Source organism: Oxalicibacterium faecigallinarum (assembly GCF_014635705.1).
Classification (GTDB): Bacteria; Pseudomonadota; Gammaproteobacteria; order Burkholderiales; family Burkholderiaceae_D; genus Oxalicibacterium; species Oxalicibacterium faecigallinarum.
The window spans coordinates 941,100-965,545 of the sequence record NZ_BMDI01000001.1 but is presented as its reverse complement, the minus strand read 5'-3'; the positions used below and the strand labels follow the sequence as shown (position 1 = coordinate 965,545).

Here is a 24,446-nt window from a genome sequence, read left to right as displayed (position 1 = left end):
GAGAACACTGACGCAGAAAAAGCAAAGCCATGGTTGAAATTGAAATAGACGGCAAAAAAGTCGAAGTGCAGGAAGGCAGCATGGTTATGGATGCTGCCAACAAACTCGGCACATACATTCCGCATTTTTGCTATCACAAGAAACTCTCCATCGCGGCAAACTGCCGCATGTGCCTCGTCGAGGTAGAGAAAGCGCCTAAGCCGCTGCCAGCGTGTGCAACGCCGGTTGCACCGGGCATGATCGTTCGCTCCAACAGCGAAAAAGCGGTCAAGGCTCAGAAGGGCGTGATGGAGTTCCTGCTCATTAATCACCCGCTTGATTGCCCGATCTGCGATCAGGGTGGTGAGTGTCAACTGCAGGATCTGGCCGTTGGTTATGGCGGTTCGGCTTCGCGTTACGAAGAAGAAAAACGCGTCGTGGTCCCGAAAGACGTCGGTCCGCTGATCTCGATGCAAGAGATGAGCCGTTGCATTCACTGCACACGCTGCGTTCGTTTCGGTCAGGAAGTCGCCGGCGTCATGGAGTTCGGCATGCTGAACCGTGGCGAGCACGCTGAGATCACTTCGTTCGTTGGCAAGACCGTTGATTCCGAACTGTCTGGCAACATGATCGATTTGTGTCCAGTTGGTGCACTGACGTCGAAGCCTTTCCGTTACAGCGCTCGTACCTGGGAGCTGTCGCGTCGCAAATCCGTCAGCCCGCACGACAGCCTTGGCGCCAATCTGATCGTTCAGGTTAAGGCCGGCAAAGTCATGCGTGTATTGCCGCTCGAAAATGAAGACGTCAATGAATGCTGGATTTCGGACAAGGATCGTTTTGCCTACGAAGGTCTGAACAGCGAAGAGCGTCTGACCAATCCGATGATCAAGCAGGATGGCAAGTGGCAGGAAACGGACTGGCAGACTGCATTGGAGTATGTGGCGCACGGTCTGCGTAACATCCGTCACGAACATGGCGCTGATTCGATCGCTGCCCTGGCGACGCCAAACTCGACACTGGAAGAAATGTCGCTGCTGCAGAAACTGGTACGCGGCATCGGTTCCGACAACGTTGATTTCCGTCTGCGTCAATCGGATGCATCGCTGGATGCATCGATCAAGCCTTGGCTGGGCATGTCGATCAATGAGTTCGCTGCGCTCAAGCGTGCATTCGTGATCGGCTCCTTCCTGCGCAAGGATCATCCATTGCTGGCATCGCGTCTGCGTCTGGCAGTGAAGGGCGGCGCAAGCGTCAGCATCCTGCATGCAACAGACGATGATCTGCTGATGCCGATCGCAAACAAGATGATCAAGGCACCATCCGATTGGTTGGCTGCGCTGGGTGAAGTGATTGTTGCAGTTGCAGAAGCACGCGGTGTTGCTGCACCTGCAGGTTTTGATGGTGTGGTCGCTTCTGCTGAAGCAAAACAGATTGCTGCAAGTCTGCTATCAGGCGAGCCCAAGGCAGTGCTGCTGGGTAATGCGGTGTTGCAACATCCAGAGGCCGCCAAACTGCACGCTGCCGCACAATGGATTGCACAAAACACCGAAGCCAAGTTTGGTTTCCTGACCGAAGCGGCTAACACCGTTGGCGGTTACCTGGCAAATGCATTGCCAGGTCAAAACGGTGCGAATGCCGTGCAAATGTTTGCGCAGCCACGTAAAGCATATGTTCTGTTGAATGCAGAGCCGGAGCTGGATAGTGCCAATCCGCAAGCTGCACGCGCCGCGCTGAATCAAGCCGATATGGTTGTCGTGATGTCGGCATTTAAACACGGTGCTGATTTTGCTGACGTGATGCTGCCGATTACGCCGTTCTCGGAAACATCCGGTACGTTCGTCAACTGCGAAGGTCGCGCACAAAGCTTCAATGGCACGGTCAAGCCTCTCGGCGATGCACGTCCAGGCTGGAAAGTCCTGCGTGTCCTCGGCAATCTGCTTGAACTGAACGGCTTCGACTACGAAACCTCGGAAGCGATCCGTAACGAAATCATCGGTGCCAACGCGCCAGCTGATGCGCAATTGCAACCACGTCTGAACAACATTGGCAAAGCGCTGCCACAAGCTGCATCTGCAGTAACGGGTTCACTGGAGCGCGTTGCGGACGTATCGATCTACGCAACCGATGCAATCGTTCGTCGTTCCGAGCCACTGCAAAGCACACGTGATGGCGCTGCGCCAAAAGCATGGCTGTCTGCTGATCTGGCTGGCAAACTGGGCATCGCTGCTGGTGATCAAGTCAAGGTTGTACAAGGTAATGGCAGTGCAGTGCTGGTTGCTGCAGTCGACAAGACGCTGCCAGTTAATGTCGTGCGCGTGGCCGCTGGACATCAGTCCACTGCCAGCCTCGGCGCAATGTTCGGTCCTATCAGCGTGGAGAAAGCGTAATGGATCAAGTATTACTGTCCATCCACGCAACGGGTGACGCATTTTTTGGCTATTACTGGCCACTCGTCTGGAATCTGGTCAAGATCATTGCGATCGTTGCGCCTCTGATGGGTGCAGTTGCTTACATGACCTTGTGGGAACGTAAGCTGATCGGCTGGATGCATGTACGTCATGGGCCCAACCGTACCGGTCCGCTAGGCCTGCTGCAACCGATTGCCGACGGCGTCAAGCTGCTGCTGAAAGAAGTTGTTGTTCCTGCGAAATCGAATAAGGCATTGTTCGTGATCGCACCGGTCATGACCATCATGCCATCGCTGGTGGCTTGGGCGGTGATTCCTTTCGGACCGGAAGCGGTTCTGGCAAATGTCAATGCAGGCTTGCTGTTCGTGATGGCAATTACCTCGCTGGAGGTCTACGGCATCATCATTGCAGGTTGGGCATCGAACTCGAAATATGCATTTCTGGGTGCAATGCGTGCCTCGGCACAGATGATTTCTTACGAAATCGCGATGGGCTTCTGCCTGGTCGTCATTCTGATGGTATCCGGCTCGATGAACCTGATCGATGTTGTGACGACACAGACACAAGGCCGTTTTGCTGACATGGGTCTGAATTTCCTGTCGTGGAACTGGTTGCCGTTGCTGCCGCTGTTCATTATCTATGTTGTCTCTGGCACGGCTGAACTGAACCGCCACCCGTTCGACGTTGTGGAAGGGGAGTCGGAGATCGTCGCAGGTCACATGGTTGAATATTCCGGTATGTCGTTCGCGATGTTCTTCCTGGCCGAGTACGCCAATATGTGGCTGATCTCGCTGCTGACTTCGTTGATGTTCCTCGGCGGTTGGGCGGCACCATTTGATTTCGCGCCATTCACCTGGATTCCAGGCTGGATCTGGTTGGGCCTGAAGACCTTCTTCGTGATTTCGCTGTTTGTCTGGTTCCGTGCATCGTTCCCACGTTACCGCTATGACCAGATTATGCGTTTGGGTTGGAAAGTGTTCATTCCACTGACCTTGGTCTGGTTCCTGGTCGTTGCGATCTGGATGAAGACACCACTGAATATCTGGAATTAATCAAGGCTGAGCAAAGAGGAAGCCAAAGATGGAAGCAATTAAGGATTTTTTCGGTAGCCTGATGCTGCGCGAGCTCTTCAAGGGCATGGCGCTGACTGGCCGCTACTTGTTTGCACGAAAAATTACCGTGCAGTTCCCGGAAGAGAAAACACCGCAGTCGGTGCGTTTTCGTGGTTTGCACGCATTGCGTCGCTATCCAAACGGTGAAGAGCGCTGTATTGCTTGCAAACTGTGTGAAGCAGTTTGCCCGGCAATGGCGATTTCGATCGAGTCGGACCAACGTGCCGACGGGACGCGCCGTACCACACGCTATGACATCGATCTGACCAAATGCATTTTCTGCGGCTTCTGCGAGGAATCCTGCCCGGTTGATTCGATCGTTGAGACACATATTCTCGAATACCACGGCGAGAAGCGCGGCGACCTGTACTACACGAAGGAAATGCTGCTGGCTGTGGGCGATCGTTTTGAACCTGAAATCGCTGCTGCGCGTACTGCAGATGCGGCCTATCGTTGATTAATCATTTGGCGGCATTGCGCTGACTTTCTGGCTGACTATGGACTTTACAACCTTTCTTTTCTACGCATTCGCAACGATCCTCGTGTTCGCTGCTTTGCGAGTCATCACTGATCGCAACCCGGTGCATGCCGCGTTGTATCTCGTGCTGACATTTGCGGCAGCATCCGCTTTGTGGATGCTGATCAAGGCAGAATTCCTGTCGATCGTCTTGGTGCTGGTGTATGTCGGTGCCGTTATGGTTCTGTTCCTATTTGTGGTCATGATGGTGGATATCAAGCTCAGCAAGCTGCGTGAAGGCTTCTGGGGTTACTTGCCACTGGCTGCCGGTATCGGTGCGGTAATTGTTCTGATGATGGCCGGTGTGTTGTTCCAGGGCTTCTGGAAGTCGCATGTCGAAGTGCCAGCAGGCGCCGATATGATCGGCAATACCAAGGAACTCGGCAAACTGATTTACACGGATTATCTGTATGCATTTGAACTGGCAGGCTTGCTGCTGCTGGTCGGTATGGTTGCTGCGGTCGCGCTGACCATGCGCAAACGCAAGGACAGCAAATACTTTGCGCCGGGCGATGCGGTTCGTGTGCGCGCTTCCGACCGTGTCCGCGTCGTGAAGATGAAGGCAGAGCCACGCCAAAATGGCGACGATCAATCCGCTGCACCGTCGGCAGAACAAAAATAAGGGGAGTGTTGTGGAGTTATCGCTCGTTCACTATCTGATTCTCGGCGCGATTCTGTTCGCGATCTCGATAGTCGGTATTTTTCTGAATCGCAAGAACATCATCATCTTGCTGATGGCCATCGAATTGATGCTGTTGGCGGTGAATATGAACTTTGTGGCGTTTTCCTACTTTCTGGGCGACGCGGCAGGTCAGATTTTCGTCTTCTTCATCCTGACCGTCGCTGCTGCTGAAGCTGCAATTGGTTTGGCTATCCTGGTATCGCTGTTCCGTACCTTGGATACCGTGAATGTAGAAGATCTCGATAGCCTCAAAGGCTGATTCCGAACAATAACGAATAAGGTTCATCATGGCGGGGCAACTTAACCCTAACCTCCTTCTGGTCGTACCTCTGGCGCCGCTCGTCGGCTCCATGATCGCCGGCCTGTTTGGTACCAAATTTTTTGGCAATCTGATCGGTCGCAAGACCGCCCATACCGTGACCATTCTCGGTGTGTTGATCTCGTTCATTCTGTCTGCCCATACCTTCATGCAGGTGATGGATGGCGCGACCTTCAACGGTAGCGTCTACACCTGGTTGACGGTTGCCGGGATGAAGATGGAAGTTGGCTTTCTGGTCGACAGTCTGACGGCAATGATGATGTGTGTCGTGACATTCGTGTCGCTGATGGTTCACATCTACACGATCGGTTACATGGAAGAAGACGAGGGCTACAACCGTTTCTTCTCGTATATTTCGCTGTTTACGTTCTCCATGCTGATGCTTGTCATGAGCAACAACTTCCTGCAACTGTTCTTCGGTTGGGAAGCAGTGGGTCTGGTTTCGTATCTGCTGATCGGTTTCTGGTACAAAAAGCCAACGGCAATTTTTGCGAACATGAAGGCGTTCCTGGTCAACCGTGTCGGTGACTTCGGCTTCATTCTCGGTATCGGCCTGTTGCTGGCTTACGCCGGTTCGATGGACTACGCAGAAGTCTTTGCGAAGAAAGAACAACTCGCGACGCTGTCGCTGCCAGGCACCGACTGGGCATTGCTTACGGTGGCCTGTATCTGCCTGTTCATCGGTGCGATGGGTAAATCGGCTCAGTTCCCGCTGCACGTGTGGTTGCCTGATTCGATGGAAGGCCCAACCCCGATTTCCGCGCTGATTCACGCCGCAACCATGGTTACCGCAGGTATCTTCATGGTGTCGCGTATGTCGCCATTGTTCGAACTGTCGGATACAGCCTTGTCGTTCATCCTCGTTATCGGTTCGATCACTGCGTTGTTCATGGGCTTTCTGGGCATTATCCAGAACGATATCAAGCGCGTGGTTGCCTACTCGACGCTGTCGCAGCTCGGTTACATGACGGTGGCACTTGGTGCATCGGCTTACTCGGTTGCCGTATTCCACCTGATGACCCACGCATTCTTCAAGGCGCTGCTGTTCCTTGCTGCGGGCTCGGTCATCATCGGTATGCACCACGACCAGGATATTCGTAATATGGGTGGCTTGCGTAAATACATGCCAATCACCTGGATCACGTCGTTGCTGGGTTCGCTGGCACTGATCGGTACACCACTGTTTTCGGGCTTCTACTCGAAGGACAGCATCATCGAAGCTGTGCACGCAACGCATATCTGGGGTTCGGGCTTTGCCAACTTTGCCGTGCTGGCTGGCGTTTTCGTGACGGCGTTCTACTCGTTCCGTATGTACTTCCTCGTGTTCCACGGTGAAGAGCGTTTTGGTAAAGAGCATGCACATCACGATGATCACGCACATGCCAAGGCCGGTCACGACGACCACGCTCATGATGATCATGCACACGATGACCATGCCCATGACGAACACCATGGTCTGGCCCCAGGTCAGAAGCCGCACGAGTCGCCATGGGTGGTCACGCTGCCGCTGATTCTGCTGGCGATTCCTTCGGTTTTCATCGGTTACATTGCGATCGAGCCAATGCTGCACGGAACGTTCTTCAAGGACGTGATCTTTGTCGATCCTAAGCATGGTGGCATGGCTGAGTTGAACGAAATGTTCCACGGCGCAATGGCAATGGCCATTCACGGTCTGCAGACGGCACCATTCTGGCTGGCGCTGGCGGGTGTGGTTGCTGCGTACTACTGCTACATGGTTAATCCGCGTGTACCTGCATGGTTCTATAACAAGTTCCGTGCGATCCACACGCTGCTCGAGAACAAGTACTACATGGACAAGTTCAACGAATTCTTCTGGGCGGGTGGTGCACGTATGCTCGGTGGTGGTTTGTCCAATGTGGGCGACAAGACTCTGATCGATGGTCTGATCGTCAATGGCAGTGCCAAGGCGGTGGGCTGGTTCTCGCGTGTCATTCGCGTGCTGCAGACCGGTTACATCTATCACTACGCGTTTGTCATGATTCTCGGTGTGCTGGGTTTCCTGATTTACTTCCTGCCATTCCCATCGTTCGCCAAATAAGTTAGCGAAGCAAATAAAAATATGATGCAGTCTACATTTCCTATTTTGAGTCTCGCGATCTGGTTGCCGATTGCGTTTGGCGTCCTTGTACTTGCGATTGGTCGTGATGAGAATCCCGGCTTGTCCCGTGGCGTATCGCTGATCGGTTCGATCGTCAGCTTCCTTGTGACGTTGCCGCTGATCAGCGGTTTCGACAAGGCGGCGCATGGCATGCAGTTTGTCGAAAAGCACAGCTGGATCGAGATTTTCAATATCAACTACTCGCTGGGTGTTGATGGCATGTCGATGTGGTTTGTTGTACTGACCGCATTCATCACGATCTTTGTCGTGGTCGCTGCATGGGAAGTGATCGAAACACGCGTTTCGCAGTATCTGGGTTCATTCCTGATCCTGTCCGGCATCATGATCGGCGTGTTCTGTGCACTGGATGGCATGCTGTTCTACGTGTTCTTTGAGTCGACCCTGATTCCGATGTTCATCATCATTGGTGTCTGGGGTGGTGCAAACCGCGTGTACGCGTCGATCAAGCTGTTCCTCTATACCTTCATGGGCTCGCTGCTGATGCTGGTGGCAATGCTGTATCTGTACTTCCAGTCCGGAAACAGCTTTGACATCCTGGCATGGCATGCGCTGCCATTGCAGATGAACGAACAGATTCTGATATTCCTGGCATTCCTGATGGCATTTGCTGTCAAGGTCCCGATGTGGCCAGTGCATACCTGGTTGCCTGATGCACACGTCGAGGCGCCTACCGGTGGTTCGGTTGTGCTGGCAGCGATCATGCTGAAGCTGGGGGCTTATGGCTTCCTGCGTTTCTCGATGCCGATTGCACCGGACGCAAGTCACTATCTGTCCGGCTTCATGATTACCTTGTCGCTGGTTGCCGTGATCTATGTTGGTCTGGTCGCACTGGTACAGAAAGACATGAAAAAGCTGGTCGCCTATTCGTCGATCGCGCACATGGGTTTTGTAACGTTGGGCTTCTTCATGTTCAACGACATGGCAGTGCAGGGCGCTATCGTGCAAATGATCTCGCACGGTTTTGTATCCGGCGCCATGTTCCTGTGTATCGGTGTGTTATATGACCGCATGCATACACGTGAAATCGCTCAATACGGCGGTGTTGTGAATGTGATGCCGCGCTTTGCTGCGTTCTTCATTCTGTTCTCGATGGCAAATGCGGGCTTGCCAGCGACCTCCGGATTCGTCGGTGAGTTCATGGTGATTCTGGGTGCAGTCGAATATAACTTCTGGATCGGCATGCTGGCAGCAACGGCTCTGATTCTCGGCGCAGCCTATTCGCTGTGGCTGGCAAAACGCGTGATTTTTGGCGAGATTACCAACCATCACGTGTCTGAAATGACGGATCTGAACAAGCGTGAATTCCTGATGCTGGGTGTCCTCGCGATCTGTACGCTGGTGATGGGTCTGTACCCGGCGCCATTTACTGATGTGATGCAAACCTCGGTTTCCGATCTGCTGCAGCATGTTTCGGTTTCCAAGCTCAATTAATGAATGATGAGCGCACCGCAGTGGAGTCCGCTGCGGCTGATGTAACGGCGGGGAATTTCGTCATAACAACCGCAACCGCGCAACTGAACGCATAACAATCGCGACAACATGAATAACTTGAATCTGATACCGGCTCTTCCTGAAATCTTTCTGGCAATTGCGATTTCCGTAATTCTGCTGGTTGATCTGTTCACGAAGGATGTCAAACGCAACATTACCTACGTTCTGTCGATCGTTGCGATGGGTGTGTGCGGTCTCATTACCTTCAGCAGCCTCGGTAACGGCGAAACGGTCTACACCTTCAATAACATGTTCGTGGCCGATCCGATGTCGGACATTCTGAAACTGTTTTCCTATCTTGCCGTTGCGTTGACTCTGGTCTATTCGCGCCGGTACGCAAGTCAGCGTGACATGATCGGTGGCTTCAAGGGCGGTGAGTTCTATATCTTGGCCTTGTTCTCGCTGCTGGGTCAGATGGTCATGATTTCGGCTAACAATTTCCTGATCATCTACCTCGGTCTGGAAATGATGTCGCTGTCGCTGTACGCACTGGTCGCAATCCGTCGCGATCACGCTATTTCGACCGAAGCGGCAATGAAATATTTCATTCTGGGCGCACTGGCTTCCGGTTTCCTGCTCTACGGCATCTCGATGCTGTACGGCGCAACCGGTTCGCTTGACCTGACCGAAGTCGCCCAGGCAATTGGTACCGGTGCAGTGAACAAGCCTGTTCTGGTGCTGGGGCTTGTATTCGTGGTGGCAGGTCTGGCATTCAAACTCGGTGTCGTACCGTTCCATATGTGGGTACCTGACGTTTATCAAGGCGCGCCAACGGCTGTCACTCTGTTGCTGGGTGGTGCACCAAAGCTGGCAACCTTCGCCATCACGATTCGTTTGCTGGTGGAAGCGCTGCCAGCCTTGTCGATCGACTGGCAGCAAATGCTGACCATCTTGGCTGTGTTGTCGATGGCGATTGGTAACGTGACTGCGATCATGCAGACCAACATCAAACGCATGTTGGCCTATTCGACGATTTCGCAAATGGGCTTCGTCTTGCTTGGTCTGTTGTCGGGCGTGATTACGGCACCGGATGGTTCCGTAACGAACGGCTACGGCGCTGCCATGTTCTATTCGATTACCTATGTCATGACGACGCTGGGTGTGTTCGGCATCATCATGCTGCTGTCGCGTGCCGGTTTTGAAGCCGAAAACATTGATGACTTCAAGGGCCTGAACCAACGCAGCCCATGGTTTGCGCTGGTCATGCTGTTGTTCATGTTCTCGCTGGCAGGCGTGCCGCCAGTCGTCGGCTTCTATGCAAAATTGTCGGTTCTGCAAAGTGTTGTTGCCAATGGCCAGATCTGGCTTGCGATCTTCGCTGTGCTGTTCTCCCTGATCGGTGCGTTCTACTATCTGCGCGTCGTCAAGGTCATGTACTTTGACGAACCTACCCAGACTGAAAAGCTGGCAGTAACGCCAGATGTTGGTATTGCACTGAGTGCCAATGGGGTGGCTGTCTTGGCCTTGGGCTTGTTGCCAGGCCCGTTGATGGCTGTCTGTGCTGCAGCGATTGCCAGAACGCTGGCAGCCTGATCCGGATAGCCGGTTTCAGTGGATGTCTCACTAGCAGGCTGGTTCATCATTTTGTTGGCACTGTTCTGTGCCAACGTTCCATTCTTCAATGAACGGGTTTTTGCCGTCATTCCAACCAAACGGGCTGTGAAGTCCGTTTGGTTGCGGCTATTTGAACTGTTCGTTCTCTATTTTTTTGTTGGTCTGGTTGCGTATTTGCTGGAAGCAAGGATGGGTAACGTGTTTTCCCAGGGATGGGAATTTTATGTCGTTACGGGATGCCTGTTTCTGGTTTTTGCCTATCCGGGATTCGTGATGCGTTATATGCGCAGACAAAAGCGCTGAGCGCGCTGTAATGGCGAGGAGTTGGCATGGATGATCATTTGAAAGAAACGAAAATCGATAGCGCGCTTGTCTACGATGGCTCGTTTCTAAAGGTCATCAAAGATACGGTGCGTCTGCCAAACGGAAATGCCGCGACGCGGGAATATATACCGCATCCGGGAGCGGTCGTGATCCTTCCGGTGCTCGACAATGGCAGACTGCTGCTTGAACGGCAGTATCGCTATCCAGTCGGACAGGTTTTTATCGAATTTCCTGCGGGGAAGATCGATCCGGGTGAAGATCCGCTTGTGTGTGCCAAACGTGAGTTGCTAGAAGAGACTGGTTATACGGCAACCGACTGGAAATTTGTCTGCAAGATTCATAATGCGATAGCCTACTCGGATGAATCCCTGGATATCTACATTGCCCGTGGATTGACGGCAGGTGAACGCAAACTGGATGAAGAAGAGTTTCTGGATGTCTTTGATTGCACACCACAAGAATTAACATCGTGGGTCCGTTCGGGGCAGATTACGGATGTAAAAACGATCATTGGCTCGTTCTGGCTGGAAAAAATTCTTTCCGGAGGCTGGCAGCCTATCGGTCGCTAAGCAACAAAAAGCCGCGCAATGCGCGGCTTTTTGTTGCTGTCATCACATATTCGGATAATTGGGCCCGCCGCCACCTTCCGGGGTGACCCACACGATGTTTTGCATCGGGTCCTTGATATCACACGTCTTGCAGTGCACGCAGTTCTGCGCATTGATCTGCAGGCTGTCTTGATTGGTATCGTCTTTTACGAATTCATAGACGGCAGCCGGACAATAGCGCGCCTCAGGTCCCGCGTACGTGGCAAGATTGACCTTCACCGGAATCGAAGGGTCTTTGAGTGTCAGATGCGGGGGCTGATCTTCCGAATGATTGGTATTGGACAGAAAGACCGATGACAGACGGTCGAACGTCAATACGTTGTCCGGTTTCGGATAAACGATCGGTGCAAACTCCGAGGCCGGTCGCAGAGCCGTATGGTCGGCATGCGTATTGGTCAGCGTCCACGGACCTTTGCCTTTGAAGACAAGTTGATCAATGCCGAACAACAAGGTACCCGTTATCAGACCTTTGCTCATCATGGGCTTGAAGTTGCGTGCAACGTGCAGTTCTTCCTTGAGCCACGATTGCTCGAAGGCAGCCGGATAGGCAAGCAGTTCATCGTTCTGACGACCCTGCGACACGGCATCGAAGGCAGCATCGGCCGCCAGCATGCCCGTCTTGATCGCGGCATGGCTCCCCTTGATGCGACTGCCATTGAGAAAACCAGCATCGCAACCAAGCAGCGCACCACCCGGAAAGACGGTTTTCGGCAATGCCTGCAGCCCACCAGCGGTGATGGCACGGGCACCATAGGAAACGCGTTTGCCACCTTTGAAGAAGCGACTGATTTCCGGATGCGTTTTGTAACGCTGAAATTCCTCGAATGGCGATAGGTAGGGATTGGCGTAACCGAGACCAACGACGTAGCCGACCACGACCTGATTGTCTTCCAGGTGATACAGGAACGAGCCGCCATACGTGTCATTGCTCAGCGGCCAGCCAGCGGTATGGATCACGAGCCCTGGCTGATGCAGGGCGGGATCGATTTCCCACAATTCCTTGATGCCGATTGCGTAGCTCTGCGGTGCCTTGCCTGCATCGAGCTTGAAGCCTTCGATTAACTGACGCCCCAGATTGCCACGCGCTCCTTCTGCAAACAGCGTGTACTTGGCGTGTAGCTCCATGCCAAGCTGGAAGGCATCGGTCGGCCGTCCATCCTTGCCGACGCCCATATTGCCAGTCGCAACGCCTTTTACAGCACCTTGCTCGTCGTACAGTATTTCAGCCGCCGGAAAGCCGGGAAAGATTTCCACGCCCAGTGCTTCGGCCTGTTCGCCCAGCCAGCGCACGACGTTGCCAAGCGAAATGACATAGTTGCCATGATTCTGTAAGCAGGCCGGCAGGATGAAGTTGGGTGTTTTGTACGCCTTGTCTTTGGTCAGGAACAGGAATCGGTCTTCGGTGACGGCTGTCTTCAGTGGCGCATTACGTTCCTTCCAGTCAGGAAACAGCTCGCTCAGAGCCCGCGGATCCATGACCGCACCAGAAAGCGTATGCGCACCGAGCTCACTCCCTTTCTCAAGAACGCATACGGAAATATCACCACCCGTTTCTGCGGCGCGCTGCTTGAGACGGATTGCAGCCGCCAGGCCGGCAGGGCCACCACCTACGATGACCACATCGTATTCCATCGCCTCACGCGGGCCGTATTGTTCGAGGAGAGAGGAGGAGCTGGACGTCATGTTCAAAATCAAATTTCCTATGCGACGGATGGCTGGGAAACAGGCAGTGTTTCCGGGCTAACTGCGTGTTGCGTAACTTTCGTGTAATGATACCGTTTCCGGCAGGTTTTTTTCTGCCCAGTTGCAAACCATTATTCTTAAAAGACAGGGGATCACGTGGGTGTAGAAGTCAATTTTGAAGGCAAGGTCGCTTTGATTACCGGTGCATCCAGCGGATTGGGCGCACGCTTTGCCAAAGTATTGGCCATGGCGGGGGCGCAGGTCATTCTGGCTTCGCGCCGGATCGATCATCTGAAGGAGTTGCGTGCCGAGATCGAGGCAGAAGGCGGCGCTGCGCACGTCGTTGCGCTGGACGTGACCGATTACGCCAGCATCAAATCTGCGGTAGCGCATGCGGAAACAGAAGCCGGTGCAATCGATATTCTGGTCAACAATGCCGGTGTATCGAGCAGCCAGCGCTTGATTGACGTCACGCCGGAAGACTATGCATATGTCACCGATACCAATCAGCGTGGTGCCTTTTTTGTCGCGCAGGAAGTCGCCAAGCGCATGATTCTTCGCTACAAGGGGGATGCGCGTAAGCAGCACCGCATCATCAATATCGCCTCATTAGCCGGTCAGCGTGTGGTGCCAGAATTGGCTGTGTACTGCATGAGCAAGGCAGCTGTCATCCAGATGACCAAATCGATGGCGCTGGAGTGGGGGCAATTTGGCATCAACGTCAATGCGATTTGTCCGGGCTATATCGGTACGGAAATCAATCTCGATCACTTCAGCAGTGAACAGGGGCGACAGCTGATCAATACCTTGCCGAGAAAGCGAATTGGTAAACCAGAAGACCTGGATGGCTTGCTTCTGTTGCTGGCTGCCGAAGAGTCGCATTTCATCAATGGTGCGATCATGAACGCAGATGACGGTATGGGTGTGCAATAAGAAGTCTGAAATTGCACCTCCGTAAATGTGTGCAATCTGATTTTCCTTCGTGCGTGTCGCCATGACAAATCCCGTGATTCGTTACGTTTATTGCTTATCGCCTGCAGGCCTGCATCGCATGGCCTACAAAGAATGGGGCGATCCGGCCAACCCGGATGTGCTGGTTTGTGCACACGGACTCACACGGGTTTCCGACGATTTCGACGTGCTGGCATCTCGTCTGTGTGATCGTTATCGTGTGATTTGTCCGGACATCGTTGGCCGCGGACGCTCCGATCATTTACGTGACCCGCAGTACTACGCTATTCCGCAATATGTTGCCGATGTGGTGACATTGATTGCGCGTCTGGATGTCGAGCGTGTGCACTGGGTCGGCACATCGATGGGTGGCTTGATCGGCATGGTGCTGGCAGTACAACCGGCCAATCTGATCGGTAAGTTGGTGTTGAACGATATTGGCCCGTCGTTGAATGCCGCAGCGATGACGCGTATTGCCGAGTACATCGGTCAGTCACCGCATTTCCCCTCTTTTGACGAAGCACTCGCTTATGTAAAGGCCATTTCTGCCTCATTCGGTATGCATGACGAATACCAGTGGCGCAAGCTGGCGACGGATGTGCTGAAGGAAAGCGAAGGTGGCTGGTGCTTTACCTACGATGCGGCGCTTGCTATTCCTTTCAAGGCGATGACCATGGAGAGTGTGCAGGCATCACAAAAGCTGTTATGGGATGTCTATGATGCGATTCGTTGCCCGACCTTGCTCTTGCGGGGCGTGCATTCGGATCTCTTGTCGCGGGAAACGGCAGAAGAAATGACGCGTCGCGGTCCGCGCGCACAATTACTTGAGTTGCCGGATGTGGGGCATGCGCCGACTTTACTGGTGCCGTCGCAGATTGATCCGGTTTGTGAATTTCTGCTGTCGTGATGTGAGCCGGCAGGGGGGGCAAGATTATTCATGCCGGAATTCCGCCTTGCCATCAGCCAGCACGGTATACTTGCCGACGTTAGCGACGCTTCTGTCGCATTTGGAATGTGAATGGTTTCCACTGTTTCTACGCAAGCTGATACGCGAGAATTGCTTTGCTCCGATTTAAGTGAGCAGGATGGTCTGCGCGTGCTGACTGCGCTGAATTTCGTCAAGCCTTTTTACGAAGGTCACAAGATTTCGGCTGATAAAGGCGTGGTCGAAAGCGGACAGGATACCTATCAATTTTCCGAAACGGTCGCCAGTATTCTGGCGCAGATCGAAACGGATGCCGATACGCGTATTGCTGCACTGTTGTTCGAATTGCCTGTGATCGATGCCGATGCAGCAGCCAGGATTGAAGAGCTGTTTGGGACGGGCGTGGCCGAACTGGTGAATGGCGTGCGGCAACTGATGCGTTTGCATGAGCAGACATTCGTGCAAAACGAGATTCAACGTAACAAGAATGCGGCGCAGGAAGCGGCAGCACAGCTTGAAGTCTTGCGCAAGATGCTGCTTGCCATGGCAGTCGATATGCGTGCCGTCCTTGTTCGCCTGGCTTCACGCGTGGCGACCCTACGTTATTTTGCCGACCGAAAATTGCAGAATGAGCGTTCGCGCCAATACGCAAGAGAGACATTTGATCTTTACACGCCACTCGCCAATCGTCTGGGTATCTGGCAGCTGAAGTGGGAGCTGGAGGATTTGTCCTTCCGCTTCCTCGAGCCGGATTCCTATCGACGGATTGCTTCGCTTCTTGAAGAAAAACGTGTCGAGCGTGAGGCATTCGTTGCCAACTCCATCAAGCGCCTGGAGTCCGAGATGGCCGCAGCGGGGATTAAGGCTGAGGTATATGGTCGTCCCAAGCACATCTACAGTATCTGGAGCAAATTGCGTGGCAAGGATATCGAGTTTGCCGATCTGTATGACGTGCGTGCTTTCCGTGTCATTGTCGACGACATCAAGAGTTGCTACACCGTGCTGGGGATCGTTCATAACATCTGGACACCGATGCCGGCTGAATTTGACGATTACATTGCACGCCCCAAGCCGAATGGATACCAGTCTCTGCATACGGTGGTTGTCGCAGAAGACGGTCGGCCACTGGAGGTGCAGGTCCGTACCAAGGACATGCACGAATTTGCCGAATACGGTGTGGCGGCACACTGGCGCTACAAGGAAGCAGGCAATTCCAACTTCACCGGTCAGAAATACGATGAAAAAATCGCCTGGTTGCGGCAGTTGCTGGCGTGGAAGAGCGAGGTGGTCGATGCTGTCGTTAGCCAGGAAGATGTGCATCGCGACTGGGTGGAAAAGCTCAAGTCGGCATCGCTGGATGACCGCATTTATGTACTGACGCCTCAGGCACGCGTGATCGAATTACCTTACGGCGCCACGCCGATCGACTTTGCATATCATTTGCATAGCGACGTCGGCCACCGCTGCCGCGGCGCGCGCGTCGATGGCGCGCTGGTGCCACTGAATACGCAACTGAAAAGCGGGCAGACAGTCGAGATCATCACGGCCAAAGGCGGTAACGGCATCAGTGTCGGCCCATCGCGTGACTGGTTGTCAGCAGGTTATGCCGCCAGTTCACGTACACGCGCCAAAGTCCGCGCATGGTTCAACGCCATTGATCAGCAGGAGACCCTGGCGCACGGTCGGGCGCTGGTGGACAAAGTTCTGCAGCGAGAAGGTAAGACATCGATCAATCTGGAAGACCTTGCGCATACTTTGGGCTTCGTCAAACTGGACGATTTGTTACTGGCAGTCGGCAAAGATGAGTTTGGCCTGCGCGCTATCGAGCTGGCACTGCGTGGGGAAGATCCCAATGCACCACGTCTGACAGATGAAGATGCCGTCATCGCGCGCAAGAGCCGTGCATCCAGCGTGGTGCAAGGAGCCAAATCAGGCGTGCTGGTCGTCGGAACGGATGGCTTGATGACGCAATTGGCACGCTGCTGCAAACCCGCGCCACCAGATGAGATCGTTGGATTTGTCACGCGAGGCAAAGGCGTGTCGATTCATCGCTCCGACTGCAAAAATTATCTGGAGATGCAGAAGAAGGCGCCGGAGCGTGTCATCCAGACCGAGTGGGGCGCATCGAGCAGCACCGTTTACCCGGTTGATATTTTCGTGCTGGCGGCGGACCGGCAGGGATTGCTGCGCGATATCTCCGATATCTTCCTGCGCGAGAAGATCAATGTCATTGGTGTGAGTACGCAGAGTTCAAAAGGTCAGGCACGCATGGCATTTACGGCCGAGATCGGCTCGACTGCGCAGTTGCAGAAAGCATTAAATATCATTGGCGAAGTAAATGGCGTGCTGGAAGCAAAACGGCACTAACGAAAAATTTCGGGGAAGCACTAGGCAAACCATTTTTCTCTGGTTATAATCTCGCTTCTTTAGGCGCGTAGCTCAGCTGGTTAGAGCACTACCTTGACATGGTAGGGGTCGTTGGTTCGAGTCCAATCGTGCCTACCAACACAAAACGTTTGAACCCGAGTCAGGCGTTAAGCAGTACAAAATGGAAGCCTTGTGGCTTCCATTTTTTTTGTTCTTTCTCTTCGTCATCTTGTATAAGATGGCAGTCATCAGATTGTTTTTTTGCAATATTCAGTCCCCATAGCTTGAAGCGGTTCCGGTTGGTATTGCATGCCGTTCACGTTATCTCTGCATGTCGGCCATCAAGAATGGTAAATTTGCCCAGACATCCCTGATGCACTAAAGAATAAGGATGAAAGAATGATTTTGGTAACGGGTGGCGCTGGATTTATCGGCGCAAATTTTGTCCTCGACTGGTTGGCGCAGAGTGAAGAGCCCGTTCTGAATGTAGACAAGCTGACATATGCCGGCAATATGCATAATTTGCTCAGTCTGCAAGGAGACAGCCGTCATGTTTTTTCACAGACGGATATTGGCGATTACGATGCAGTTCTTGCGCTGTTGAAAAGCTATCGTCCGCGCGCCGTACTCAATTTTGCAGCCGAAAGTCATGTGGATCGTTCCATCTGTGGTCCTGAAGATTTCATTCAGACCAATGTCGTTGGTACCTTTCGGTTGCTGGAGGCAGTGCGGGTCTACTGGAATGAATTGCCAGATAGGGAGCGCGCGGCATTTCGCTTCCTGCATGTCTCTACCGATGAGGTATATGGCAGTCTGACTGCTACTGCTCCTGCATTTGCAGAAACCGATAAATACGAACCTAACAGCCCCTATTCCGCGAGCAAGGCAGCGAGTGATCATCTCGTGCGTGCCTGGCATCACACGTATGGTTTGCCGGTCCTGACGACAAATTGCAGTAACAATTACGGGCCTTATCACTTTCCCGAAAAGTTGATTCCGTTGATGATCGTCAATGCCTTGGCCGGCAAGTCGTTACCGGTCTATGGTGATGGCATGCAGATTCGCGATTGGTTATATGTCAAAGATCATTGCAGTGCGATACGCCGCGTGCTTGAAGCCGGGCTGGTGGGGCAGACATACAACATCGGTGGCTGGAACGAGAAGCCGAATATCGAGATCGTGCATACGATATGTGCTTTGCTGGACGATTTGCATCCTCGGCATGATGGCAGTTCATATTCAGAGCAAATTACGCATGTGCAGGATCGTCCGGGACATGATCGTCGTTACGCAATCGACGCAAGTAAAATTGAACAAGAATTGGGTTGGAAGCCCGCAGAAACACTGGATACCGGTATTCGTAAAACCGTCGACTGGTATCTGGCCAACCCGACATGGGTTGAGAACGTGCAAAGCGGGGCGTACCGTGAATGGATGCAGCAACAATATAGCGCCAGTGTGAAAACGGCTACAGCATGAAAATCCTTCTATTTGGGAAGAATGGACAGGTGGGTTGGGAGCTGCAGCGTAGCCTTGCATCTCTGGGGCACCTGATTTCGCTTGATGCGAATAGTCGTGACTATTGTGGCGACTTCTTGCAACCGGAAGGATTAAAGCAAACGGTATTGCAACTGCGGCCTGACGTGATTGTGAATGCGGCCGCGCACACTGCAGTTGACAAGGCTGAGACTGAAAGTGCAATTGTCCGTACGGTCAATGCTGTTGCGCCTGGCGTATTGGCCCAAGTTGCCGAACAGGTGGGCGCACTGTTGGTCCATTACTCAACGGATTATGTGTTTGATGGTAGTGGCGAGACACCATGGCAAGAAGACGATGTGGCTGTTCCTCTGAATGTGTATGGGCAGACGAAGCTGGAGAGCGAGCGGCTGGTTTCCCAATATTGCTCACGCCATCTGATTTTTCGCACGAGCTGGGTCTATGGTGCCCGCGGTGGCAATTTTGCTAAGACGATGCTGCGCATGGCGCAAGAGCGAGATTCTCTATCAGTCATCAATGACCAGTTTGGCGCACCGACCGGGGCAGATTTGCTGGCCGATATTACTGCGCATGCGATTCTTCAGGCGTTGCATAGCCCGGAAAAGGCCGGTCTCTATCATTTGGTTGCGGGTGGGTGTACGACATGGCATGGTTATGCCGCTTTTGTGATTGAGGAAGCGCTCCGAATGGGTGTGCGGCTCAAGGCGACTGGCGAGAAAATTCAGGCTGTGCCAACCAGTGCATTTCAAACTGCGGCAACGCGACCGCATAACTCAAGGCTCAATACCAGAAAACTGCAGCAGACGTTTGGTCTTGTGTTGCCGCAATGGCAGACCGGCGTATTGCGTATGTTGCAGGAGATCTCCGGCATCAATGGATATGACGATGAAAAAACGTAAGGGCATTATTCTGGCGGGCGGCTCGGGTACGCGCTTGCATCCGGCAACATTGGCGATCAGTAAACAGCTGCTGCCTGTTTACGATAAGCCGATGATTTATTACCCCTTGAGTACCCTGATGCTGGCTGGAATCCGGGATGTGCTGATTATCAGCACATCCCAGGATTTGCCTCGATTCGAGCAATTGCTCGGTGACGGTAGTCAGTGGGGGATGCATCTGGAGTATGCCGTGCAGCCCAGTCCAGATGGATTGGCGCAGGCTTTTATTATCGGCGAAAAATATTTGGACGGACATCCAAGTGCATTGGTGCTCGGAGATAACCTGTTTTATGGACACGATCTGTCGCGTGTGCTGCAGGAGGCAAACAACGATCAAGCCAGTGCGACGGTGTTTGCCTATCATGTACTCGATCCTGAGCGATATGGTGTTGTTGCATTCGATGCCACTGGTAAGGCCACGAGCATCGAGGAAAAGCCGATCAATCCCCAAAGTAATTATGCAGTGACCGGGTTGTATTTCTATGACGAAAAGGTCGTTGATATTGCAAAATCCATCAAGCCAAGTGCACGAGGGGAATTGGAAATCACGGATCTTAATCAGGTCTATCTGGAGCAAGGGCAACTCACCGTAAAAATCCTGGCGCGTGGCTACGCATGGCTGGACACAGGAACGCACGAGAGTTTAATGGATGCGGGCCAGTTCATCGCTGCGCTGGAGCGTCGACAGGGCTTGAAGATAGCTTGTATTGAAGAGATTGCGTGGCGCAGCGGATGGATTAATAGCGTGGAGCTCGAAGCGTTGGCGCAACCGTTGAGAAAGAATGATTATGGTCAGTATCTTCTTCGTATCTTGAGCGAAAAGGTCTTTGCATGATCGTTACCAAGTTGGATATACCGGAGGTTATGCTCATCGAACCGAATGTGTTTGGGGACGCACGCGGCTTTTTTTTTGAAAGTTTCAACCAAAATGCATTCGGTCAAACGGTAGGAAGGAACGAAGTATTTGTTCAAGATAATCACAGCCGCAGTGCAAAGCATGTCCTGCGCGGGTTGCATTATCAAATTCAGAAACCCCAAGGCAAATTGACGCGTGTCATCAGAGGCGTCGTATTTGATGTTGCGGTTGATATAAGAAAAAGTTCTCCAACTTTTGGCAAATGGGTTGGTGCGGAGCTAAGTGAATTTAATCATCGGCAACTGTGGATACCGGCCGGCTTTGCCCACGGTTTCATCGTCTTGAGCGAATCAGCGGATTTTCTGTACAAAACAACGAATTATTACGCGCCGCAGTATGAGCGTTGTATTGCATGGAACGATCCGGCGATTGGCATCGATTGGCAAATTTCAGGAGAGCCCAGACTCTCCCTAAAAGATCAGCAAGGATTATCGCTGGATGCTGCGGAAGTGTTTGAATGATAGCGGTATCGTTTCTGGTACAATCACGAGCTTCGAATATGGCAATAACGTCCGCCATTTATCAATTTTGTATAAGGTCGAGAAAGGCACCATGGTTATGACACCGCGAACTAGCAACTTGCAGTTTGTTATGTAACGCCAATCGGCCTTTGACAGTTTGTGAAGATGCGCGGCTGGTCCGCGTTTTTTTTCGTCTGAATTTTGATTGCAATGATGTGCCACAGTAAAGAACGGCACTGGAGAAATAGATGGTTACCGTAAGACTTCCGGATGGTTCGCAACGTCAGTTTGATTCTGCCGTAACAGTGGCGCAGGTAGCAGCCAATATCGGTACGGGTTTGGCCAAGGCAGCACTCGCTGGCAAGGTTGATGGCAAGGTGGTTGATACGTCCTTTCTGATCGAGCAGGACGCCGATCTGGCCATCATTACAGACAAGGATGCTGAAGGGTTGGATGTCATTCGTCACTCGACTGCGCATCTGTTGGCTTACGCAGTCAAAGAATTGTTCCCTGAGGCGCAGGTGACAATCGGTCCGGTGATCGACAACGGTTTTTACTACGACTTTTCCTATAAGCGTCCTTTCACGCCGGATGATCTGACGGCGATTGAAAAGAAAATGACCGAATTGGCAAAAAGGGATGAGCAAGTCACGCGCAAGGTATTGCCACGTGATGAGGCCGTCGCGTACTTCAAATCGATCGGTGAACACTACAAGGCGGAGATCATTGCCTCGATTCCTGCCAATGAGGATGTGTCGCTCTACGCCGAAGGCAGCTTCACTGATCTATGCCGCGGTCCGCACGTGCCGTCAACCGGTAAACTCAAGGTCTTCAAACTCATGAAGTTGGCCGGTGCCTATTGGCGTGGCGACTCCAAGAATGAGATGCTGCAACGTATCTACGGCACGGCGTGGGCAAAGAAAGAAGAGCAGGAGCAATACCTGCATATGCTGGAAGAGGCGGAAAAGCGCGACCACCGCAAACTCGGCAAGCAACTCGACTTCTTCCACTTCCAGGATGAAGCGCCAGGACTGATTTTCTGGCATCCCAAAGGCTGGACAATCTGGCAACAGGTCGAGCAGTACATGCGTCATGCCTATCAAATCAACGATTATCAGGAAGTGAAGGCGCCACAGATTCTGGACGCCAGCCTGTGGGGGAAGACAGGACATTGGGACAACTATCGCGAAAACATGTTCGTGACGGAATCCGAAAACCGTTCTTACGCGCTCAAGCCCATGAACTGTCCAGGTCATGTGCAGATTTTCAACTCGGATCTACGCAGCTACCGTGATTTGCCGTTGCGCTACGGCGAGTTTGGTCAATGCCATCGCAACGAACCTTCAGGTGCATTGCACGGCACGATGCGCGTACGCGGCTTTACGCAGGACGATGGACATATCTTCTGTACCGAAGAACAGATTCAGTCGGAGGTGATGGCTTTCCATCCGCAGGCAATGAAGGTCTACGAAGATTTTCGTTTCACCAATATCGATGTCAAGATTGCATTGCGTCCGGAAAATCGGATCGGTACGGATGAAATCTGGGATAAAGCCGAAGATGCACTGCGTACTGCGTTGCGTTCATGCGGTGTGACCTGGACGGAATTGCCAGGCGAGGGTGCGTTCTACGGCCCGAAGATCGAGTATCACCTGAAAGACAGTCTGGGTCGTCCTTGGCAGGTTGGCACTATGCAGGTCGACTTTTTCATGCCGCAGCGCCTGGGTGCGGAGTATGTCGATGTGGATAACACCAAGAAGACGCCTGTCATGCTGCATCGTGCGATCGTGGGCTCGCTTGAGCGTTTCATCGGAATCTTGATCGAAAATCATGCGGGTGCAATGCCGTTATGGCTGGCACCTGTGCAGGTTGCCGTGCTGAATATCTCTGACGCGCAGGCTGATTACGCACGTGATGTTGCACAAAACCTGAAAAAACAAGGGTTTAGAGTGCAGCTTGATTTGCGTAATGAGAAGATTACCTATAAAATACGCGAGCATTCCGTTCAGAAGCTGCCGTATATCATTGTGATTGGCGATAAAGAGCGGGACGCAGGTACAGTGGCCGTGCGAGCGCGAGGGAACGTCGACTTGGGTGTAATGCCTGTCGATGAATTGGTGAAGCGCCTCAAAGATGAGGTCGAAACCAAAGCCTGAGGGATAAAACCCATTGCGCGAAAGCACGGCTTAATTATTTGATTTTTAAAGGAAATTGCGATAGCTACTGACAAGTCTCATCGAATCAACGGTGAAATTACAGCGCCTGAATTGCGTTTGAGCGGCGTCGACAACGAGCCGCTTGGTATTGTGAGTCTGGCCGAGGCCTTCCGCCTGTCGGAAGAAGCCAACGTCGATCTGGTCGAGATTGCGCCAAATGCGCAGCCACCAGTTGCTCGTCTGATGGATTACGGTAAGTTCAAGTATCAGGAGCAAAAACGGGCACACGAAGCCAAGCTGAAGCAGAAAGTCATTCTGGTCAAGGAAGTCAAATTCCGACCTGGTACCGATGATGGTGATTACAACATCAAGCTGCGTAACCTGGTGAAGTTTCTGGAAGACGGCGACAAGACCAAAATTACCTTGCGCTTCCGTGGTCGTGAGATGGCTCACCAGGACATCGGTATGCGTATGCTGGAGCGTCTAAAAGCGGATCTGGAACCTTATGGTCAGGTCGAGCAGTTTCCTAAGATGGAAGGGCGTCAGATGATCATGGTCATCGCGCCGAAGAAGAAAAAATAAGATTCGTACTGATTGCCATCATGGCAATCAGTGCAAATAGCAGTGGACTCGATTCTGCTGCATAACAAGTGAGAGCAGGCATCCAAGTGTAACGAAATTGTTGCCACCTGCAATCATACAAAATGGAGCTGTCCGAAAAAGGACAGATGAGTGTCATGCCTAAAATGAAAACGAAAAGCAGCGCCAAAAAGCGCTTTCGTGTCCGTCCGGGTGGAACCGTGAAACGCGGTCAAGCGTTCAAGCGTCACATCCTGACCAAAAAAACCACCAAGAACAAACGTCAGCTGCGCGGTGCAGTCGGTGTTCATGAAACAAACATGAACTCGATCCGTGCAATGATGCCGTCCGCCTAACCTCATAATCCCAAGGAGCAATCATGCCTAGAGTTAAACGTGGGGTTACCGCACGGGCCCGCCATAAAAAAGTTCTTGACCAAGCCAAAGGCTATCGTGGTCGCCGCAGCAAGGTTTATCGTATTGCCAAGCAAGCTGTCATGCGTGCTGGTCAGTATGCTTACCGTGATCGTCGCAACAAGAAACGTGTATTCCGCGCTCTGTGGATCACCCGTATCAATGCAGCATCGCGTGAACATGGCCTGACCTACAGCAAGTTCATGAATGGCCTGAAACGCGCTTCCATCGAACTGGACCGTAAGGTTCTGGCAGATATGGCCGTGATGGACAAGCCAGCATTTGCTGCAATCGTCAATCAGGTGAAAGCCAACATCGCTGCTTAAGTAGTGTTGTGATCGCACGCGTCGTCTGCGGACGGCGCAGCAATATCGCGGGGCAGGGTTCATACCTATGCCCCGTTTTATTTTCTTGTTCCACTTTTGC

22 protein-coding genes and 1 tRNA gene are annotated in these 24,446 nt (G+C 52.7%); 22 read left to right on the top strand and 1 reads right to left on the bottom strand.

Annotated elements, in window-relative coordinates; translation table 11 throughout:
- Positions 1–29 precede the first annotated feature (29 nt).
- The 10 genes from nuoG (at position 30) to IEV29_RS04600 (ending at position 11,095) form a co-directional block, all read left to right on the top strand.
- Entirely contained in the window at positions 30–2,366 is a 2,337-nt protein-coding gene (gene nuoG, locus IEV29_RS04645; RefSeq protein ID WP_188380073.1) for an NADH-quinone oxidoreductase subunit NuoG, read from the top strand.
- Entirely contained in the window at positions 2,366–3,439 is a 1,074-nt protein-coding gene (gene nuoH, locus IEV29_RS04640) for an NADH-quinone oxidoreductase subunit NuoH (RefSeq protein WP_188380072.1), read from the top strand. The genes nuoG and nuoH overlap by 1 nt, the downstream gene beginning before the upstream one ends.
- A 28-nt stretch (positions 3,440–3,467) precedes the next feature.
- Complete coding sequence (nuoI, locus tag IEV29_RS04635; RefSeq protein WP_188380071.1) at positions 3,468–3,956, top strand: NADH-quinone oxidoreductase subunit NuoI; 489 nt, start codon at positions 3,468–3,470, stop codon at positions 3,954–3,956.
- A 40-nt stretch (positions 3,957–3,996) separates the two neighbouring features.
- A complete protein-coding gene (locus IEV29_RS04630; protein ID WP_188380070.1) occupies positions 3,997–4,638 on the top strand; it encodes an NADH-quinone oxidoreductase subunit J in 642 nt (213 codons plus the stop codon).
- A 10-nt stretch (positions 4,639–4,648) separates the two neighbouring features.
- Positions 4,649–4,957, top strand: a complete 309-nt coding sequence (nuoK, locus tag IEV29_RS04625) for an NADH-quinone oxidoreductase subunit NuoK (RefSeq protein WP_373868088.1) — start codon at positions 4,649–4,651, stop codon at positions 4,955–4,957.
- A 28-nt stretch (positions 4,958–4,985) separates the two neighbouring features.
- On the top strand, positions 4,986–7,076 hold the full coding sequence (gene nuoL, locus IEV29_RS04620; RefSeq protein ID WP_188380068.1) for an NADH-quinone oxidoreductase subunit L: 2,091 nt from the start codon (positions 4,986–4,988) through the stop codon (positions 7,074–7,076).
- A gap of 21 nt (positions 7,077–7,097) precedes the next feature.
- Entirely contained in the window at positions 7,098–8,588 is a 1,491-nt protein-coding gene (locus tag IEV29_RS04615) for an NADH-quinone oxidoreductase subunit M (protein WP_188380067.1), read from the top strand.
- A gap of 108 nt (positions 8,589–8,696) precedes the next feature.
- The gene (gene nuoN / locus IEV29_RS04610; protein ID WP_188380066.1) at positions 8,697–10,181 is read left to right on the top strand and encodes an NADH-quinone oxidoreductase subunit NuoN; all 1,485 of its coding nucleotides are present in this window, start codon (positions 8,697–8,699) and stop codon (positions 10,179–10,181) included.
- 18 nt (positions 10,182–10,199) lie between these two features.
- Complete coding sequence (locus IEV29_RS04605) at positions 10,200–10,505, top strand: DUF2818 family protein (protein WP_188380065.1); 306 nt, start codon at positions 10,200–10,202, stop codon at positions 10,503–10,505.
- A gap of 26 nt (positions 10,506–10,531) precedes the next feature.
- On the top strand, positions 10,532–11,095 hold the full coding sequence (locus IEV29_RS04600; protein WP_188380064.1) for an NUDIX domain-containing protein: 564 nt from the start codon (positions 10,532–10,534) through the stop codon (positions 11,093–11,095).
- 42 nt (positions 11,096–11,137) lie between these two features.
- Here IEV29_RS04600 and IEV29_RS04595 read toward each other — a convergent pair whose 3' ends face one another.
- The gene (locus tag IEV29_RS04595; protein WP_188380063.1) at positions 11,138–12,817 is read right to left on the bottom strand and encodes an electron transfer flavoprotein-ubiquinone oxidoreductase; all 1,680 of its coding nucleotides are present in this window, start codon (positions 12,815–12,817) and stop codon (positions 11,138–11,140) included.
- 156 nt (positions 12,818–12,973) lie between these two features.
- On the opposite strand from IEV29_RS04595, the gene IEV29_RS04590 reads away from it, so the two are divergent.
- From IEV29_RS04590 to rplT, 12 genes are all read left to right on the top strand, one after another.
- Positions 12,974–13,750: an SDR family oxidoreductase gene (locus IEV29_RS04590; protein ID WP_188380062.1), complete on the top strand. Its 777-nt coding sequence runs from the start codon at positions 12,974–12,976 to the stop codon at positions 13,748–13,750.
- Between the two features lie 61 nt (positions 13,751–13,811).
- Positions 13,812–14,675 (top strand): alpha/beta fold hydrolase, encoded by an 864-nt coding sequence (locus tag IEV29_RS04585; RefSeq protein WP_188380061.1) that lies wholly within the window; start codon positions 13,812–13,814, stop codon positions 14,673–14,675.
- 111 nt (positions 14,676–14,786) lie between these two features.
- Entirely contained in the window at positions 14,787–17,060 is a 2,274-nt protein-coding gene (locus IEV29_RS04580) for a RelA/SpoT family protein (protein ID WP_188380060.1), read from the top strand.
- 61 nt (positions 17,061–17,121) lie between these two features.
- Positions 17,122–17,198: transfer RNA gene (locus tag IEV29_RS04575), tRNA-Val, on the top strand.
- A 261-nt stretch (positions 17,199–17,459) separates the two neighbouring features.
- A complete protein-coding gene (gene rfbB, locus IEV29_RS04570; protein WP_188380059.1) occupies positions 17,460–18,539 on the top strand; it encodes a dTDP-glucose 4,6-dehydratase in 1,080 nt (359 codons plus the stop codon).
- A complete protein-coding gene (rfbD, locus tag IEV29_RS04565) occupies positions 18,536–19,456 on the top strand; it encodes a dTDP-4-dehydrorhamnose reductase (RefSeq protein WP_188380058.1) in 921 nt (306 codons plus the stop codon). Before rfbB ends, rfbD begins: the two co-directional genes overlap by 4 nt.
- Complete coding sequence (rfbA, locus tag IEV29_RS04560; protein ID WP_229726323.1) at positions 19,437–20,330, top strand: glucose-1-phosphate thymidylyltransferase RfbA; 894 nt, start codon at positions 19,437–19,439, stop codon at positions 20,328–20,330. The genes rfbD and rfbA overlap by 20 nt, the downstream gene beginning before the upstream one ends.
- Complete coding sequence (gene rfbC / locus IEV29_RS04555) at positions 20,327–20,872, top strand: dTDP-4-dehydrorhamnose 3,5-epimerase (protein ID WP_188380056.1); 546 nt, start codon at positions 20,327–20,329, stop codon at positions 20,870–20,872. Before rfbA ends, rfbC begins: the two co-directional genes overlap by 4 nt.
- A 248-nt stretch (positions 20,873–21,120) precedes the next feature.
- Complete coding sequence (gene thrS / locus IEV29_RS04550) at positions 21,121–23,028, top strand: threonine--tRNA ligase (RefSeq protein WP_188380055.1); 1,908 nt, start codon at positions 21,121–21,123, stop codon at positions 23,026–23,028.
- 54 nt (positions 23,029–23,082) lie between these two features.
- Complete coding sequence (gene infC / locus IEV29_RS04545; protein WP_373464206.1) at positions 23,083–23,610, top strand: translation initiation factor IF-3; 528 nt, start codon at positions 23,083–23,085, stop codon at positions 23,608–23,610.
- Positions 23,611–23,765: 155 nt separating this feature from the next.
- On the top strand, positions 23,766–23,963 hold the full coding sequence (rpmI, locus tag IEV29_RS04540) for a 50S ribosomal protein L35 (RefSeq protein WP_188381073.1): 198 nt from the start codon (positions 23,766–23,768) through the stop codon (positions 23,961–23,963).
- 23 nt (positions 23,964–23,986) lie between these two features.
- Positions 23,987–24,346 carry a 50S ribosomal protein L20 gene (gene rplT, locus IEV29_RS04535; protein WP_188380054.1) on the top strand — a complete coding sequence of 120 codons (360 nt, stop codon included), beginning with the start codon at positions 23,987–23,989 and terminating at the stop codon, positions 24,344–24,346.
- The last annotated feature ends 100 nt before the right edge of the window (positions 24,347–24,446 follow it).

Bases quoted from the DNA above. Each gene is read 5' to 3' on its own strand.
- nuoI (WP_188380071.1), top strand. From the start codon at position 3,468: ATGGAAGCAATTAAGGATTTTTTCGGTAGCCTGATGCTGCGCGAGCTC.
- nuoG (WP_188380073.1), top strand. From the start codon at position 30: ATGGTTGAAATTGAAATAGACGGCAAAAAAGTCGAAGTGCAGGAAGGC.
- thrS (WP_188380055.1), top strand. From the start codon at position 21,121: ATGGTTACCGTAAGACTTCCGGATGGTTCGCAACGTCAGTTTGATTCT.
- nuoN (WP_188380066.1), top strand. From the start codon at position 8,697: ATGAATAACTTGAATCTGATACCGGCTCTTCCTGAAATCTTTCTGGCA.
- IEV29_RS04630 (WP_188380070.1), top strand. From the start codon at position 3,997: ATGGACTTTACAACCTTTCTTTTCTACGCATTCGCAACGATCCTCGTG.
- rfbD (WP_188380058.1), top strand. From the start codon at position 18,536: ATGAAAATCCTTCTATTTGGGAAGAATGGACAGGTGGGTTGGGAGCTG.
- rplT (WP_188380054.1), top strand. From the start codon at position 23,987: ATGCCTAGAGTTAAACGTGGGGTTACCGCACGGGCCCGCCATAAAAAA.
- nuoL (WP_188380068.1), top strand. From the start codon at position 4,986: ATGGCGGGGCAACTTAACCCTAACCTCCTTCTGGTCGTACCTCTGGCG.
- rfbC (WP_188380056.1), top strand. From the start codon at position 20,327: ATGATCGTTACCAAGTTGGATATACCGGAGGTTATGCTCATCGAACCG.
- rpmI (WP_188381073.1), top strand. From the start codon at position 23,766: ATGCCTAAAATGAAAACGAAAAGCAGCGCCAAAAAGCGCTTTCGTGTC.
- nuoH (WP_188380072.1), top strand. From the start codon at position 2,366: ATGGATCAAGTATTACTGTCCATCCACGCAACGGGTGACGCATTTTTT.
- IEV29_RS04585 (WP_188380061.1), top strand. From the start codon at position 13,812: ATGACAAATCCCGTGATTCGTTACGTTTATTGCTTATCGCCTGCAGGC.
- IEV29_RS04580 (WP_188380060.1), top strand. From the start codon at position 14,787: ATGGTTTCCACTGTTTCTACGCAAGCTGATACGCGAGAATTGCTTTGC.
- rfbB (WP_188380059.1), top strand. From the start codon at position 17,460: ATGATTTTGGTAACGGGTGGCGCTGGATTTATCGGCGCAAATTTTGTC.
- IEV29_RS04595 (WP_188380063.1), bottom strand. From the start codon at position 12,817: ATGACGTCCAGCTCCTCCTCTCTCCTCGAACAATACGGCCCGCGTGAG.
- rfbA (WP_229726323.1), top strand. From the start codon at position 19,437: ATGACGATGAAAAAACGTAAGGGCATTATTCTGGCGGGCGGCTCGGGT.
- IEV29_RS04615 (WP_188380067.1), top strand. From the start codon at position 7,098: ATGATGCAGTCTACATTTCCTATTTTGAGTCTCGCGATCTGGTTGCCG.
- IEV29_RS04600 (WP_188380064.1), top strand. From the start codon at position 10,532: ATGGATGATCATTTGAAAGAAACGAAAATCGATAGCGCGCTTGTCTAC.